The sequence below is a fragment of the Paraburkholderia sp. Clong3 genome (assembly GCF_050436485.1).
Lineage (GTDB): Bacteria > Pseudomonadota > Gammaproteobacteria > Burkholderiales > Burkholderiaceae > Paraburkholderia > Paraburkholderia tuberum.
Map to the genome: position 1 here is coordinate 462,333 of NZ_JBNDMH010000002.1, position 16,945 is coordinate 479,277.

At 61.8% G+C, this 16,945-nt stretch carries 12 protein-coding genes; 9 read left to right on the top strand and 3 right to left on the bottom strand.

All coding sequences use genetic code 11. From position 1 onward, the window contains the following. Position 1 precedes the first annotated feature (1 nt). The 3 genes from OKW30_RS06430 to OKW30_RS06440 form a co-directional block, all read right to left on the bottom strand. A complete protein-coding gene (locus tag OKW30_RS06430; protein WP_018417493.1) occupies positions 2–937 on the bottom strand; it encodes an ABC transporter permease subunit in 936 nt (311 codons plus the stop codon). 17 nt (positions 938–954) lie between these two features. Then, on the bottom strand, positions 955–2,571 hold the full coding sequence (locus OKW30_RS06435) for a peptide ABC transporter substrate-binding protein (protein ID WP_184067468.1): 1,617 nt from the start codon (positions 2,569–2,571) through the stop codon (positions 955–957). Between the two features lie 130 nt (positions 2,572–2,701). Next, positions 2,702–5,392, bottom strand: coding sequence for a TonB-dependent receptor plug domain-containing protein (locus OKW30_RS06440; RefSeq protein WP_184067471.1), 2,691 nt, complete (start codon positions 5,390–5,392; stop codon positions 2,702–2,704). 1,076 nt (positions 5,393–6,468) lie between these two features. Here OKW30_RS06440 and OKW30_RS06445 point away from each other — a divergent pair. The 9 genes from OKW30_RS06445 (at position 6,469) to OKW30_RS06485 (ending at position 16,934) form a co-directional block, all read left to right on the top strand. Beyond that, a complete protein-coding gene (locus tag OKW30_RS06445) occupies positions 6,469–7,080 on the top strand; it encodes a MotA/TolQ/ExbB proton channel family protein (RefSeq protein ID WP_184063922.1) in 612 nt (203 codons plus the stop codon). A gap of 24 nt (positions 7,081–7,104) precedes the next feature. Further along, a complete protein-coding gene (locus tag OKW30_RS06450; protein ID WP_429346287.1) occupies positions 7,105–7,524 on the top strand; it encodes an ExbD/TolR family protein in 420 nt (139 codons plus the stop codon). Further along, a complete protein-coding gene (locus tag OKW30_RS06455; protein WP_429346288.1) occupies positions 7,521–8,264 on the top strand; it encodes an energy transducer TonB in 744 nt (247 codons plus the stop codon). Before OKW30_RS06450 ends, OKW30_RS06455 begins: the two co-directional genes overlap by 4 nt. Positions 8,265–8,439: 175 nt before the next feature. Then, entirely contained in the window at positions 8,440–10,338 is a 1,899-nt protein-coding gene (locus OKW30_RS06460) for an extracellular solute-binding protein (protein ID WP_429347731.1), read from the top strand. A gap of 7 nt (positions 10,339–10,345) precedes the next feature. Next, positions 10,346–11,398, top strand: a complete 1,053-nt coding sequence (locus OKW30_RS06465; protein ID WP_429346289.1) for a microcin C ABC transporter permease YejB — start codon at positions 10,346–10,348, stop codon at positions 11,396–11,398. After that, positions 11,352–12,464, top strand: a complete 1,113-nt coding sequence (locus tag OKW30_RS06470) for an ABC transporter permease (RefSeq protein ID WP_429346290.1) — start codon at positions 11,352–11,354, stop codon at positions 12,462–12,464. Before OKW30_RS06465 ends, OKW30_RS06470 begins: the two co-directional genes overlap by 47 nt. After that, positions 12,464–14,113 carry an ABC transporter ATP-binding protein gene (locus OKW30_RS06475; protein WP_429346291.1) on the top strand — a complete coding sequence of 550 codons (1,650 nt, stop codon included), beginning with the start codon at positions 12,464–12,466 and terminating at the stop codon, positions 14,111–14,113. Before OKW30_RS06470 ends, OKW30_RS06475 begins: the two co-directional genes overlap by 1 nt. Further along, positions 14,110–15,549, top strand: a complete 1,440-nt coding sequence (locus OKW30_RS06480; protein WP_429346292.1) for a TldD/PmbA family protein — start codon at positions 14,110–14,112, stop codon at positions 15,547–15,549. Before OKW30_RS06475 ends, OKW30_RS06480 begins: the two co-directional genes overlap by 4 nt. Then, a complete protein-coding gene (locus OKW30_RS06485) occupies positions 15,546–16,934 on the top strand; it encodes a TldD/PmbA family protein (RefSeq protein ID WP_429346293.1) in 1,389 nt (462 codons plus the stop codon). Before OKW30_RS06480 ends, OKW30_RS06485 begins: the two co-directional genes overlap by 4 nt. The last annotated feature ends 11 nt before the right edge of the window (positions 16,935–16,945 follow it).

Here is a 16,945-nt window from a genome sequence, read left to right on the forward strand (position 1 = left end):
GTCAGTACCGGATGCGCGGATCGAGCCATGCGTAAGCAAGATCGACCAGCAGATTGAACAGGACCGCGAATGCCGTGATCAATGCGACCAGACCGAGCACCAGCGTGTAGTCGCGATTGATCGCGCCGTTCACGACCAGTTGCCCGAGACCGGGCAGCGCGAATACGGATTCGGTGACGACCGCGGCGGTGATCGACGAAATGCACAGCGAGCCGAGTAGCGATACGACCGGCATCAGCGCCGGTTTCAGCGCATGACGCAAGACGATGGTGCGGCCGGCCAGACCTTTCGCGCGCGCGGTCCGGATGAAATTGCCGGACAGCACTTCGATCATGCTGCCGCGCATCACGCGCGCAATCGTCGATACGTTGATGATCACGAGCAGTACGATCGGCAATACGCGGTAGTGCCAGTCGCCGTCACCCCAACCGCCAGCGGGCAGCAGACCATGCTCGCCGCGCTTGATCAGGATCGCGAAGACCCACACCAGCACGGGGCCGAGGATGAATGGCGGCACCACACTGCCGAGATTGCCGAGCAACATCACGCCGTAGTCGATCACGCCATTGCGGCGCACCGCCGCAACCGTGCCGAGCGCCACACCGATCACCAGCGCGATCGGCACCGAAATGCCGCCGACGCCGAGGCTGACCGGTAGGGCTTTCCACACCAGTTCGCTGACCGACCAGTCCGTGTAACGGAACGACGCGCCGAGATCGCCGTGCAGCAGCGAGTCGATGTAGAGCAAATACTGCTTCCACAGCGGCTGATCGATGTGGTATTTCGCGTCGAGATTGGCAAGCACGGCCGCCGACAGATGCTTCTCCGAATCGAACGGGCCGCCGGGCGTCAGGTGCAGCAGCAGATAGCACGCGGTGATCACGGCGAGAATCGTCGGGATCGCCCATAACGCGCGGCGCAATGTATAAGCCAGCATGGCAAGGCTCCTTGCGCTCAGTGCTTGATGATGTACATGTCCTGCGACTGCCGCTGATCGACGTAGTTGGTCGGCGAATAGCCGCCCACATACGATTTCACGAGCCGCACCGCCGAGTACTGGAACATCGGAATCAGCGGATAGTCGTTCATCGCGATGTCGTGCGCCTGCGTTAGCATCGCGGTGCGCTTCGCTTCGTCCATCTGCTGGTTCGCCTGATCGATCAACGCATCGACCTTCGGATTGCAGTAGTGCTGGTCGTTCTGCACGCTGTTGCAGCGGATCAGGTCGAAGAACGACATCGCGTCGTTGTAGTCGACGAACCAGCCGTCGCGCGACGCCTGCACCTTGCCGTCGTGGCGCATTTTCAGCAGCACGCGGTTCTCGACGTTTTCGAGCTTCACGTTGACGCCGAGCTTGGTGCGCCATTCCGACGTCGTGAATAGCGCGACCTTCTTGTGCAGGTCGTTGGTGTTGTATGTCAGCGTGAACGTCAACGGCTTTGCAGCGGAATAGCCCGCCTGTTTCAGCAGGTCTCGCGCGGTTTCGATGCGCTTCGCCATCGGCCACGCGGCCCAGTCGGGCTGGAATTGCGCCGCGCCTTGCGTGCCTTTTGCAATCAGGCCGTACAGCGGCAACTCGCCGCTTGCGGTCAGTTTGGACGTCAGCAGGTTGCGGTCGATCACCATGGACAGCGCCTCGCGCACGCGCTTGTCCCTGAAGGCCGGGTCGGCGTTGTTCAGCGAGTAGTAGTAGGTGGCGATAAACATCCCGGTCTTCAGTTCGGAGCCGAACTGCTTGCTGACCTGGTTATAGATGCCGGACGGAATCGAATACGTGTAATCAAACTGGCCGGCCTGATACATCCGCATTGCCGTTTCGTCGCTTTCGATCGGTAGATAGGTGACTTTCGTGATCGCGACCTTGCTCGCATCCCAGTACTTGTCGTTCTTCACCATCACGAGACGGTTGCCCGGTTGCCAGTCGCTCAACGCATACGCACCGTCGCTGACCATGTGGCCGGGACGGGTCCATTCGTCGCCGTACTTCGCGACCGTCGCGCGGTTCACCGGCGCCATCGTCGACATTGCGGTCAGTTGCGGAAAGAACGCAGTCGGGTCTTCGGTCTTGACCTCCACCGTGTACGGATCGACCGCGCGCACGCCGAGACTCGCGAGCGGCGCCTTGCCCGCCAGAATCGCCTTCGCGTTCTTCACGAACTCGACCAGGATCGTGTATTTCGAGCCGGTCTTCGGATCGACCACGCGTTGCCATGAATAGACGAAATCGGCGGCCGTGACCGGCTCGCCGTTACTCCAGCGCGCGTTGTGGCGCAGCTTGAAGATCCATGTATCGGGCGCGCTGCGGCTCCACGATTGCGCGACGCCCGGCACGACCGCACCGTCGGCGGCGATTCGCGTCAAACCTTCGAACAGGTCGAGGCCGATGGTATTAGCGGCCCAGGATTCGATATGCGCGGGGTCGATCGATTCTGCCTCGACGGGTGTTTGCCGCGTGAGTTCCTGGGTGGCTGCGAGCGTGACGCCGGGCGGGATCGTCACGGCGTGGGCGGGAGAGAGAAGGGCGAGCGCCAACGCGGCCAACGCCGCCCGAGTGGCGTGAATCGGTTTCATTGCGTATTTCAAGTGGCATCCGAATAGCAAAAAAGCTGGCGGTGCGCGAGGCACCGCCGCCAATCCTCTTCAACAACGAAGAAGAGGCAAGAGGAGACCTACGGTCCTGCGATAAAGCCCGCTGCGACGATCAGAAGCGGTAGGTCGCACCGATCTGGAAGAAGCGGCCCAGATTCGTGTACAGCGACTGGTCGTAGCCGGTGATGTCCGGCGTTGATTGCCACTCCACGTCGAACGGCGGCGTCCTGTCGAAGATGTTCTGGATGCCACCATAGATCGTCCAGTTCTTGAAGCCGCGATACGTCATCATCAGGTTGAACTGGCTATACGACGCCACCGAACCCGTGCCACCGTCGCCGAACTCGGCTGCCACTGCGTTGGTGTACGGACCCGTGTACTGCCAGCTCAGCGTCGTGGTCATCTTGCGGTAATCCCAAGTCAGGCTCGTGTTGCCCTTCCAGCGGGGATTCGACGCACCGAACGGTTGCAGCAGCGCGAGGTTGTTACCCGCGAAGTCCTGCGTTGCAGCGCCCGGGCTGTTCAGCTTGAAGTGCCACACGTACGCCCAGTCGCCCGACAGCGTGAACGTGCCGTACTTCGTGCCGACCGACTTGCGGAAGTTCATGTCGAAGCCGTCGGTATCCAGCGAGCCGAGGTTGATGAACTGTTGCGAGATGTAGCGGATCGTGCCGTCGGGATTGCGCACGACCCTCGACGGGTCGTTGGCATCCAGCACGGCATTCGGATCGTCGGTACCGATCACGCCGTCGATATGAATCTTGTAGAACGCTGCACCGATATCGGTCGACGCATCCGGCGACAGTTGGAAGCCGATGTTGTAGTTCTTCGTGTGCTCCGGTTGGAGGTTCGGATTGCCATTGATCTGTTCCGTCGTGAAGTGCTTGGTCGGCACGCCGCTCGGGTCGTTCGGATCGACGAGGTTCTGGTGAGCCAGGTAGGTTGCCTGCGAGTTTTCGACCAGCGTCGGCGCGCGGAAACCACGGCTGTACGACGCGTACGTCGTCAGCATCTGGACCGGTTGGAAGCGCAGTGCGAAGTTCGGCGAGAACGCGCCGCCGAAGTCGCTATAGTGGTCATAGCGGCCCGCTTGCGTGAACGTCAGGTTGTGGATGATCGGAATATCGATCTGGTAATACACAGCCGCGATGTTGCGTTCGCCGTCGACGGACTGAACGTTCGCCGGCACGACGATCCCTTGCGACGAGTATGTGCGCGGGTTGATCAGCGAGCTTTCGTGACGGAATTCCGTACCGAAACCGATGCCGACCGGACCAGCCGGCAGGTTGAACAGATTGCCGGTCGAGGTCTTCGCCGTCAAGCTGTCGAGCTTCGAGATCGCCTGCTGGTAGTCGTTCTGGAACAGGCCGTTCAGACCGTTCGGTGTCGATGCCGGGTTCGCGAAGTTGTAGCCGCCGTTCGGGCCGAGGATGTTTTCAAGCGCGGCCGTGTTGATCATGTTCGAGTACGTCGTGTCGACCGTGCTCTGCGAATGACCGTAGTCCACCGACCAGTCCCAGTCGCCGACCTTCGGCGTGGTGAACGAACCCTTCACGCCCGTCGAGGCCTTCCAGAACGTCGATGCCGTGTCTGCGCGCTGCGCAATGCCCGGGAAGGTCAGGTTGATCGGCGTATCGACACCGTACGGGTTGTACGGATTCAGCGCCGACACCGTGCGGTCGAGCTGCGACACCGAGCCGGTCAGCGGATTGAACACGTTCGACGTGCTGCTGATCGACGGGCTGCCGAAGTACTGGACCGTCTCGTTGCGGCTCGCCCACAAGTCGGCGTAAGCCTGTATGTCGTCGTTGATCTTGAAGGTGCCACGCACCTTCGCGTTCAGACGCGTCGTCTGCGGAATCAGCGAGTACGTGTTCGCGTTCTTGTACACGCACGTTGCGCCCGCCGCGTTAGTGCTGCCCGGGGGGCATGGGCTCAACGCGGCGGTCGAGCCGTCCGGCAGTTGCCAGAATGACTGCTGGTTCGGACCAAGAGGACCCGCCGACCCACCTGGGTACTGGCTGAAGTCTTGGTTTTTGGTCATGTCGCGCTGGTCGAGCGTCGAACCGGAATCGCGATAGTAGCTGGCGGCTGCCGTCACGTTGAAACGATCCGAGTTCAGGTCGCCGAAGCCGCCGAGCACGCTGAAGTTGCCCTGAGCGTTACCCGGATGCTGTGCCTTGCCGAGCTGCCCGTCGACCTGAAGACCCTGGAAGTTCTTTTTCGTGATGATGTTGACCACGCCGGCAATCGCGTCGGAACCGTATGCGGACACGGCGCCCGTCTTCACGATTTCGATGTGATCGACGATGTTCAGCGGGATCGTGTTGACGTCGAAGAACGTGTCGGTGAAGTTCACCGCCTGTGCGTAGTTCGCGACGCGTTGGCCGTCGACCAGCACCAGCGTGTACTTCTCGGACAGACCGCGCAATGCGATCCCCGAGCCGCCCGGCGCCGTGCCGTTCATCGTGGTGGAACCCCAACTGGACGCGGAGTTGGCAGACATGCCGCGCAGGAAGTCGGCCACGGTCGTGTAGCCGCTTTGCTGGATTTCCCTTGCTGTAACGGTCTGGACTTCGACGTTGCCGGTCTTGTCCGATGTGCGGATCAGCGAACCGGTGACTTCTACTTTTTCGAGCTTGCTGACGGCGGGGGGAGTCGCCGCTGGCGTGCTTGCGGCCGTCGGAACGGCCGCTGTATCAGGTTGGCTTTGTGCGTGTGCCAGCGGGACGAACGCCGCTGTCAACACCAGCTCGGCACCAATGATTCTTTTGATGGCTGAGGCCAATCGCTTTTGTTTCACTTGCGCTCCTTCTTGTTGTTAAGGCCACTTCCGTTGAACGATCACGCAAACGCAGGCGCGAGTTGCGCGTGCGATGCAGTGCGTTGACGTCAGCGAGTTCTTCGCTGTCCGGCGCATCCCCGCGCCGTCCCGCACATCCCGTCCAGGGTGCGTCGCCGATCGTGTCGGACGCGCGCGCCTTGGTCTTGAAGCGAGCGCAGCAAGAGCACGAGATATGCCATGTGTGAGGTCGCGGACCGTCGGAAAGGCCTTGAGCGGCCTCCGCAAATGCATCGAAGCGATTGATTTGCTTAGGAATTCAGAGTTACGAAAAATTGTGTCGCGCGGGTAGTGCCTGGAAATAAAGCATTCCTCGCGCGTAACAGAACGCAGGAAAGTTTCCATTAGAAAAAAATAAAGTTAGACGGCTTATTTTAATTGCCATTTGGTGCAGCTTACGCACCGTAAGAATGCTTAATTACAGAATTGGTGCATTAAATAAAAAATGATCCATGGCAATTAAATTCCCTAATTCGGGGCGATTAATGTGCCGTTGAAATTAACGGTAATAAGTGTAAGAAAGCGCTTCTGTAAGGTTGCTTCGCGTTACGCGTAGGCATTTGTGGCTGGTAGCTGGTCTTCAATTGGTGCCTATTGCCATACTAAATCGAAAGTAATATGAAAGGTATATGTAATGAAATTGTCTATAGGTATTCTGAGATTGCACCAAAACGCTTCAAGTGCGACTTTTCGCACCATTTCTGCAATAGAGAATTAAAGGCTTTGGGAGAAACAGTCTTGGAAAACGGACTTACTCTAATTACAAAAATCAATTTGTTTTGCTATATGCGTGCGCGAGCGCCACGCAAGCCGCGGGCATGCGAGATCTTTGTCGCGCTCGGCAAGTCCATGAAATAAAAGGCAAAGCGTCCCGTGTAAAGGACTGGCGACGTTCGTTACGGAGAAACCAGTCGCCTGACCTGGTACGGGCTTTGCATAAGTGGCGGGCCTTTAGCCGGCGACTCACAAGGCAGCCGGCATCTCGAAACCTACCGTTATTCAACGGCCGCTTGAGCCTGTACTAACCGGAGTCCGCAGTGCTGAATACCCTCATTAACTACTCGATCCAGTCGATGGGTCTGATCCCTCTCCTCGCGTTCATCTTCCTGCTCGGCATCGCGATCATCATCGAACGATTCATGTTCTTCTCGCGTGCCGTGCGTGCCGGCAAGACCCTCGAACATGACCTGAAACTCGTCGATGCAGCCAATCCCGACGATGCCGCCAAAGTGGCCGAGCACTACAAGCAGACCGTGCAAGGCGAACTCGTGAAGTCGGCGATGAAAGTGAAGGGCAAGAGCGAAGCCGTGGTCGAACGCGAGATCGAGGAAACGATCATGTTCCAGTTGCCGCGTCTCGACCGTAACCTGTGGATTCTCGATACGGCCGTGACGCTCGGCCCGTTGCTGGGTCTACTTGGCACGATCATCGGCATGGTCGAATCGTTCAACGTGCTCGGCACCAGCGGCACCGCGAACCCGAACGGTGTGACGGGCGGCATCGGTCACGCGCTGACGGCCACTGCGTGCGGCCTGACCATCGCGATCATCTGCGTGATCTTCCTGAACTACTTCAACAAGCGTATCCGGATGACGGTCAACCAGTTCGACCTCATCAAGTCGCTGCTCGTATCGCGCTTCGCAGTCTGACGCCGGCACTCAAGGAGACGGACCATGCGAAACCATCGCAGCCATTACCTCGGCGGTGAAGAGAAAGCGCGCATCGAGATCATCCCGATGATCGACATCATGATGTTCCTGCTGGTGTTCTTCATGCTCGCGACGCTGAAGATGATCCAGGGCGCAGGCATCAAGCTCGACCTGCCGCAATCGAGCACCGCCGAGCAGTTGCAGCAGACCATCAGGGTATCGATCGGCGTGACGAAGACGGATGAAATCTATCTGGATTCGAAGCCCGTGACGCCCGAAGAATTGACCGCGCGTCTGCAAGGTCTGGTTCACGACTCGAAGAAAGTAGATGTCGCGATTGCCGGCGACGAAGGCACGAGTTACAAGAATATCGTCAAGGTGATGGACCTGGTGCGCGCGGCGGGCATCAGTTCGGTTGCATTGGCCACGAACCCGACGACATGAGTTCACCGGCCATCGACATGAAAGATCCGCAAAACCGCCTGGACGGTGCACTCTGGGCATCGACGACGCCGGCGCATCACGGTCGCATGCCCATGAAGCTGGCGATCGGCGTTGCGGTGCTGGTCGAGGCGCTGGTGATTCTGGGCGTGTCGCACATGAAGTTCCAGCCGCCGCCGCCTCCGCCGCCGAAGGAGATGCGCGTGCAGATTGCGCCGCCGCCTCCGCCACCGCCGCCGCCCGAGGTGAAGAAGCTGGAGCCGCCGCCGGCGCCGCCCAAAGCGCAGCCGAAGCACGAAATACCGAAGCCGACCCCGACGCCGCCGCCGCCGCGACCGACGCCGCAGCCGGTGATCCAGCCCACGGCGAATCCGGCTCCGAACGCTCCGGCGATCACCTCGCCGACGCCTGCGCCGGCACCCGCTCCGGCACCGTCCGCGCCGCCGGCGCCGCCCGCGCTGCATGGCGTGGTGGACGGCCGCGGTCATTGCCAGTCGGTGCAGCCGGTGATTCCGCGCAAGGCATTGACGGACGGTATTTCGGCGGACGTGATCGCGCATCTGACGATCGGTACGGACGGCAAGGTCAGCGACGTGAAGATCATGCGCGTCACGCCGCCGACGTCGGTGTTCAACGAAGCCGTGATTGCCGCAGGCAAGGCGTACAAGTGCGAGAAGAATGCCGAGCCGTATGTCGGCGAAGTTCAGTTCTCGTTCAAGACCACACCGTCCGACGACGAGTAACCACGACGAGTAACGACGACGAATAAGCTCAGCTTCGACGCGAACTTCCGGCCTTCGCAATTTACCCATCCGGCCTTCAACCCGGACCCGCGCGAGCGGTGGCTACCCGCCGCCGCCCGCGCGGTTTCGAAGCATCGCGCATCGGCTACGAGCCGATTGCGTCCAGACACGCATGATGACAACCGACAGGTTTCGAGGCCCGCGCGCGCGCGTCGTTAAGATGCTCGCGGCGCGGGTTGCGGTGACGCTCGTCGCGGGGCTGCTGGTCGTGCCGTTGACGACGGCGCCCGCGTTCGCGAGGGCGTCGATCGCGCAATACGACGCGCCGAAGTATCCGTCCGGGTTCACGCATTTCGATTACGCGGACCCGAATGCGCCGACCGACGGCACGCTGGTTTTCCAGAACTACGACGAAGCGCAAAGCTACGATTCGCTGAATCCTTTCCTGACGCGTGGTGCGCCGGCGCCGGACATCCTGCATCTGATGTTCGATACGCTGATGCAGCGCAGCTGGGACGAACTCGCGTCGGAATACGCATTGATCGCCGACGACGTCGAGGTGGCGCCGGATGGCAAATCAGCGGTGTTTCATATCGACCCCCGAGCGCGCTTTTCGAACGGCGATCCGATCACCGCCGACGACGTCAAGTATTCGTTCGATACGCTGACCAGCCCGCAGGCATCGCCGGTGTTCAACTCGCAGTTCGCGGTGATCAGCCGCGCCACGGTGCTCGACCCGTCGCGGGTGCGCTTCGACTTCAGGCACGTGGAACGCGACGCGCCGTTGATCGCAGGCGACCTGCCGGTTTTCTCGCGAAAGTGGGCAATGCAAGCCAACGGCACGCGCATCGCGTTCGATCAGTTGACCAACGTGCCGCCGGTGTCGAGCGGCCCGTATCTGATCGAGCAGCGCAAGAACGACACGCAGATCGTCTATCGTCGCAATCCGGCTTACTGGGCCGCCGATTTGCCGTCGCGGCGCGGCATGTACCATTTCGCGCGCGTCGCGTTCAAGCTCTATCACGATCATTACACGCAGCTCGAATCGCTGAAAGCGCTCGATACCGACGTGATGGTCGAATACAGTTCGATGCAATGGGCGCGCCGTTATATCGGCAAGAACTTCGAGAACGGCGTGTTGCAGCGCAGACTCTTTCCTGATCACGGCGCGCAGATGCAGGGGCTGATGTTCAACACGCGCAGGCCGATGTTTTCGGATGTGCGGGTGCGGCATGCCCTTGCACTCGCGTTCGACTACGACTGGCTGAACCGGATGACCTTCTACGGCCAATACCGGCGCACCAACAGCTACTTCGACGATAGCCCGTTCGCCGCGCAAGGCGTGCCGACCGCTGCCGAACTCACGCTGCTCGACCCGTATCGCGCGAGTTTGCCGGCGGCCGTGTTCGGTCCAATGGTCAGGCAGGCCGACACGATTGCGCCGCACACGTTGCGCGAGAACCTGCGCGAAGCGCGCGGCCTGCTCGCCGAAGCGGGTTGGACAGTGCGCGACGGCCAGTTGCGCGACGCGCACGGCAACCCGATGTCGATCGAAATCATCGACGATCAGCCTGGCATGGATCGCGTACTGCTGGCGTATATGCGCAACCTGCAACTGCTCGGCATCGACGCGCATATGCGCGAGATAGATAGTGCGTTGTATCAGAAGCGGATCGACAACTTCGAGTTCGATATGACGACGTTCGTCTATCTGCGCGTGACGATTCCCGGTTCCGAACTGGAGCGTCGTTTCAGCAGCGCATCGGCATCGCAGGTCGGCTCGGAGAACTATCCGGGCGTGAGGTCGCCGGCGGTCGATGCGCTGGTGCGCGCGGTGATGCGCGCGAGCACGCTGAACGAACTCGAAACCGCGACCCATGCGCTCGACCGCGTGCTGATCAACGGCTATTACCTGGTGCCCGAATATTTCGCGCCGGATACGCGGATCGCGTACAAAAGCGCGCTCGGCTACCCGTCGGTGACGCCGGTCAGTTTCCAGGGCGAGGACTGGATCATCAGCTACTGGTATCGCAAGACGCCGTCCGCTGCGGCCAACACCGCCGCTGCGAAGTGAGGGGCTTATGTTTATCTACATCGTCAAACGTCTGCTGCTGATGATCCCGACGCTGATCGGCGTCGTTACGCTGACTTTCTTCGTGACGCAGTTCGTGCCGGGCGGCCCGGTCGAACAGATGATGACGCAGTTGCGTCACGGCCAGCAGCGCGGCGGCGAAGGCGGAGGCGGCGGCAGCGCGTATCACGGCAGCCAGGGCGTCGATCCGCAGCAGATCGAGCAGATCAGGAAGCAGTTCGGCTTCGACAAACCGCCGCTGACGCGCTATCTGAAGATGCTGAGGGACTACGCGCGTTTCGATCTCGGCCAGTCCTACTATCACCATCAGAGCGTATGGGCGGTGATCCGCTCGAAACTGCCGGTGTCGATCACGCTCGGCTTATGGACGGTCGTGCTGACCTACATCGTGTCGGTGCCGCTCGGGATCGCGAAAGCGGTGCGCAACGGCTCGCGCTTCGATACCGCCACCAGCGTGATGGTGCTGACCGGCTACGCGATTCCGGGCTTCGTGTTCGGCGTGCTGCTGCTGATGCTGTTTGGCGGCGGCACGTTCTGGCAGGTCTTTCCGATGCGCGGCCTCACGTCCGATAACTTCGACGAACTCAGCGCGTTCGGCAAGGTGCTCGATTATCTATGGCACATCGTGTTGCCGGTGACGGCGTCGGTGGTTGGCAACTTCGCGATCGTCACGATCCTGACCAAGAATACGTTTCTCGAAGAGATTGGTCGTCAATACGTGCTGACCGCGCGGGCGAAAGGCGCGCCCAAGCGTGACGTGCTGTGGAAGCACGTATTGCGCAACGCCGCGATTCCGCTGCTGACCGGACTGCCCGCCGCGTTTATCGGCGCCTTCCTGAACGGCAACCTGCTGATCGAAACGCTGTTTTCGCTCGACGGCATGGGCCAACTGTCTTATGACTCGGTGATCCGCCGCGACTATCCGGTCGTGCTGGGTTCGCTGTTCCTGTTCACGCTGATTGGTCTCGTGACCAAACTCATTGCTGACGTCTGCTATGTCCTCGTCGACCCCCGCATCCAGTTCAACAGCCTGGACCGATAAGCTGCCGCCCGGCGCGTTGCCGGTGTCCGTGTCGCCTGGGCGACGCGTATGGCAGCGTTTCCGCCGGCAGAAGCTCGGTTACTGGAGCCTGATCGTGTTCGCGACGCTGTTCGTGCTGAGCCTGCTCGGCGAAGTGCTCGCGAATGACCGGCCGCTGATGGTCCGTTACGACGGCCATGACTATTTTCCGATCGTGAAGGACTATCCGGAAACGCTGTTCGGCGGCGATTTTCCGACCCGCGCGAACTATCTCGATCCGTTTATCCGCAAGCAGTTGACGGAGAAAGGCAACTTCGCGATCTACCCGCCGAATCACTACCACTACGACACGATCGATTACTTCGCGACGCGGCCGTTTCCGGCGTCGCCGTCCGCGACCAACTGGCTCGGCACCGATCAATACGGCCGCGACGTGCTGTCGCGATTGCTGTACGGCTTCAGGCTGTCGGTGTTGATGGCGCTTGCGCTGACGGTGTCGGGTATCGTGCTGGGCGTGCTGGCGGGTGCGTTGCAAGGCTTTTACGGCGGCCGCACCGACCTGATCGGGCAGCGCCTGATCGAAGTATGGAGTTCGATGCCGGACCTGTATCTGCTGATCATCTTCGCGTCGATCTTCGAGCCGAGTTTGTGGCTGCTGTTTATCCTGCTGTCGATGTTCGGCTGGCTGGTGTTGTCCGACTATGTGCGCGCCGAATTCCTGCGCAACCGTTCGCTCGATTACGTTCGCGCCGCGCGCACGATGGGTTTGAGCAACTGGCAGATCATCTGGCGTCATCTGCTGCCGAACAGCATGACGCCGGTGATCACCTTCCTGCCGTTCCGGATGAGCGCCGCGATTCTGTCGCTGACGAGTCTGGACTTTCTGGGGCTGGGTGTCGCACCGCCCACGCCGAGCCTGGGCGAACTGCTTCAGGAAGGCAAGAACAACCTCGACGCATGGTGGATTTCGGTATCTGCGTTTGCCGCGCTGGTGATCACGTTGTTGCTGCTGACGTTCATGGGCGACGCGTTGCGCAATGCGCTCGACACGCGTTCGCGCGGGTCGGCGTTCGGCGGGAGGAAGTGATGGGCGACGCAACGTTGCACAAGCCTTTGCTGGAAATCGACACGTTCTCGATCCGTTTCGGCGACAAGGTCGCGGTTCGCGAACTGAATCTGACGATCGGGCGCGGCGAGCGGGTTGCGCTGGTCGGCGAATCCGGTTCGGGCAAGAGCGTCACGGCGCTGTCGATCCTGCGCCTCGTCGAACATGCGCAGACCAGCGGCCAGATCCGCCGTCTCGACGGCGTCGATCTATTACAGAAAACCGAGCAGCAGATGCGCGGGATTCGCGGCGCCGACGTCGCGATGGTGTTTCAGGAGCCGATGACCGCGCTCAATCCGCTGTTCACGATCGGTCAGCAGATCGCCGAAAGCCTGCGTTTGCACGAGGGTTTGTGGTCGAACGCGGCGCGCGCCCGCGGCATCGAACTGCTGCGCCGTACCGGCATTCCCGAGCCGGAACGGCGGATCGACAGCTACCCGCATCAACTATCCGGCGGACAACGCCAGCGCGCGATGATCGCGATGGCGCTCGCGTGCCGTCCGCGCCTGCTGCTCGCCGACGAACCCACTACCGCGCTCGACGTCACCGTGCGTCAGCAGATCGTCGATCTGCTGATCGAGTTGCAGGAACAGGAAGCCGCCGATCGCGGCATGGCGGTGCTGCTGATCACGCACGACCTGAATCTCGTGCGCCGCTTCGCCCAACGCGTGGCGGTAATGGAAAAGGGTGTGCTGGTCGAAACCAATACGACCCAGGCGCTGTTCGCAGCGCCGCAGCATCCTTACACGCAGCGCTTGCTCGACAGCGAACCGCATCGCGAGATCGAGCCGATCGAACCGCACGCGCGTCGGGTGCTCGAGGTGCAAGGCCTCGCGGTCGATTACCGGACGGCCGCGAAAGGCTGGCGCTCGCTGTTCAGCGGTTCGACGTTTCGCGCAGTGCACGAGGTCGATCTGACGCTGCGTCGCGGTGAGACGCTCGGCGTGGTCGGCGAATCGGGCTCCGGAAAATCGACGCTGGCGGCGACGCTGCTCGGTCTGCAACGGCCCGCCGCCGGTCATATCCATATCGACGGCGCGCCGTTGTCGGCATTGCGCGGCGCGAACTCGCGCCGGGCGTTGTACTCGCGGATGCAGGTGGTGTTTCAGGACCCGTTCGGGTCGCTATCGCCGCGTATGACGGTCGAGCAGATCGTCGGGGAATGGATCGAGGTGCACCGGCCGGAAATCGACGCGCGCACGCGCCGCGCGCGGGTGGGGACGATGCTCGAAGAAGTGGGCATGCCGCAAGAATCGATGCTGCGCTATCCGCACGAGTTTTCCGGCGGGCAGCGGCAGCGCATAGCGATCGCGCGTGCGTTGGCGGTCGAACCGGAAGTGCTGATTCTCGACGAACCGACCAGCGCGCTCGATGTGTCGATCCAGCAACAGGTGCTTAAGTTGTTGGCGGGCTTGCAGAAGAAGTACCGGTTAAGCTATCTATTGATCACCCATGATCTGGCGGTGATGCGTGCGATGGCGCATCGCGTGATCGTGATGACGAACGGCCGCGTGGTCGAGGCGGGAGACACGCTCGACGTGCTGCATGCGCCGTCACATCCTTATACGCAGTCGTTGCTCGCCGCGTCGATGATCGCGCCGGAGCACGACGAACCCGAGGTGCTGCAATGAGTGAATCGCGCTGGACGCAGGCCGCCCGTGCGTTGAAGAGCACCGCGGCGTTCTGGTCCTTACGGATTGTCGATGAACAGATCGACGACCACGAAGTGCGCAACGACGTCGCGCAGCCGCTGCGCACGCAGCGCGAACACGGCGCCATGCTGACCGCGTGGGCCGGCGCGGGCGCGGGCTATGCGGCGAGCACGGATCTGTCCATCGCGGGCTTGCAGGCTGCGCTCGATATCGCGACGCAACGTGCGCTGGCGAGCGCCGGCGCATCGCTGATCGACCATCGCGCGGTGTCGCGCGAAGCGCGCAGCGGCGCGTATGTCTCGCCCAATGCCGACCAGCTGCTGCCGACGCGCGGCGAATGGCTCGCGCGTCTCGCGCACGAATGCGCCGCCGCGAAAATCGACGACCGGATCGTCGAGCGCACGGCATCCGTGCAGATCACGCGCACCGAACAGGTTTATCTGACCGGCGACGGCGCGCGAATCGACCAGCGCTTTTGCCTCGTGATGCCGGAAATGAGCGTCGCGGCGCACGCGAACGGCGACACGCAGGTGCGCACGCTCGGGGGCAATTACGGCACGCTCGCGCAAGGCGGCGCCGAAGTGCTGGACCGTTACGCGTTCGACGGCGCAGGCGTGCGGCTCGCCACCGACGCGCTGACCTTGCTGGCCGCGCCGAACTGTCCGTCTGGTCCGCGCGACCTGCTGCTGATGCCCGATCAGATGATGTTGCAGATTCACGAATCGATCGGGCATCCGCTCGAACTCGACCGGATTCTCGGCGACGAACGCAACTTCGCCGGATGGAGTTTCGTGAAGCCGGAGATGTTCGGCACTTACCGTTACGGCTCGGAACTGCTCAACGTGACATTCGATCCGTCGTTGCGCGAAGAAGCCGCGTCGTACGCATTCGACGACGACGGCACTGAAGCGCGCAAACAGTATCTGATTCGCGATGGCGTGCTCGAACGTCCGCTCGGTGGCGCGCTGTCGCAACAGCGCGCAAAGATGGCGGGCGTCGCGAATTCGCGTGCGTCGAGCTGGAATCGCGCGCCGATCGACCGGATGGCGAACCTGAATATCGAACCGGGAACCAGCACGCTGGGCGAAATGATTTCCGGCATCGAACACGGCATCCTGATGCGCACCAATACGTCGTGGTCGATCGACGATCACCGCAACAAGTTTCAATTCGGCTGCGAGTTCGGCCAGTTGATCGAAAACGGCAAGCTCACGCAAATCGTCAAGCAACCGAATTATCGCGGCATATCCGCGAATTTCTGGCGCAGCCTGAGCGCGGTCGGCAATGCCGGCACGCGCGAAGTGTTCGGCACGTCGATGTGCGGCAAAGGCGAACCGGTGCAACTGGTGCGCGTCGGCCATGCGTCGCCGCCGTGCGTGTTCACGCATGTCGATGTATTCGGAGGCGCGCGATGACTACAACCCATGCAGTCAATGCATCGAGCGGCTTCGATTTCGCCTCGAACGCGCAGTCGCCGGATTGGCACGCGCATTTCGCGCTGCTCGCCGATGCGATCGACACGTTGCTCAGCGGCGACGAAGTGGCGTTGACGCGGCTGTCGGCGGAGCAATCCGACTTTATCCGCTTCAACGGTGGCAAGGTTCGGCAGATCGGCCAGGTGTCGCAAGGCAAACTGACCGTCCGCCTGATCGACGGCGCCAGGCAGGCGTATTCGAGCTTCACGGTATGCGGCGATCCGGCGACGGACCTGCGCGATATCGCCGATGCGCTGAATACGTTGCGCGACGGCTTGCGCGATGCGCCCGACGACCCGCATCTGTTGTACGACGCCACCCAATGGACCCAATCGACGCGCCGCAGCGGCAAGCTGCCCGCGCCCGACGCACTGTTGCGGATCGCCACCGAAAGCGCGCGCGGACTCGATTTCGTCGGCTTCCATGCAGGTGGCTTGATGGTGCGCGGCTTCGCGTCGTCGCGCGGCAGTCGCGGCTGGTACGAAGTCAGCAACTTCAGCTTTAGCTGGTCGTTGTACGACCCGAGCGGCCGTGCGATCAAAAGCACGTACACCGGCGACCACTGGGACGACAGCGTGTTCGCCGCGAAGGTAGAACAGGCCGCCGCACGTTTGCCGGTGCTTGGACACACGCCGCGCGCGTTGTCGCCGGGGCGGTATCGCACGTATCTGGCGCCGTCGGCGATGCAGGAACTGGTCGGCACGGCGTCGTGGGGCGGGTTTTCCGCGCGCGCGAACGCCACCGCGCGCAGCCCGTTTTACCGGCTGCACAGCGGCGAAGTCGCGCTCGATCCGCGCGTGTCGATGACCGAAGACCTGAGCCTGAATATCACGCCGCGCTTCAACGAAGACGGTTATCAGCGCGACAGCGTGCCGTTGATTCACGACGGCCGCAACGCCGGGCAACTGACCAACGCCCGTAGCGCGCGCGAATACGGATTGACGCCGAACGGCGCGCTCGCCAGCGAAACGCCCGAGTCGCTGGCGATGGCTGGCGGCGATCTCGACGCCGCCGATATCCTTGCCGCACTCGATACCGGGCTGTATGTCGGCAATCTCTGGTACGTGAATTTTTCTGACCGGATGAATTGCCGGTTGACCGGCATGACGCGTTTCGCGACGTTCTGGGTCGAACGCGGCCAGATCGTCGCGCCGGTCGACGCGATGCGTTTCGACGACAGCCTGTACCGTTTGCTGTCGAGCGAACTCGAACGTCTCGACGCCCGGCCGGAACTGCTGCTGAACGATGGAACGGAGGGCGAGCGGCAGACCGGCGGCTGGAAACTACCCGGCTTGCTGGCACGCTCGTTCGAACTGACGCTGTGAGCGAGTTTCCG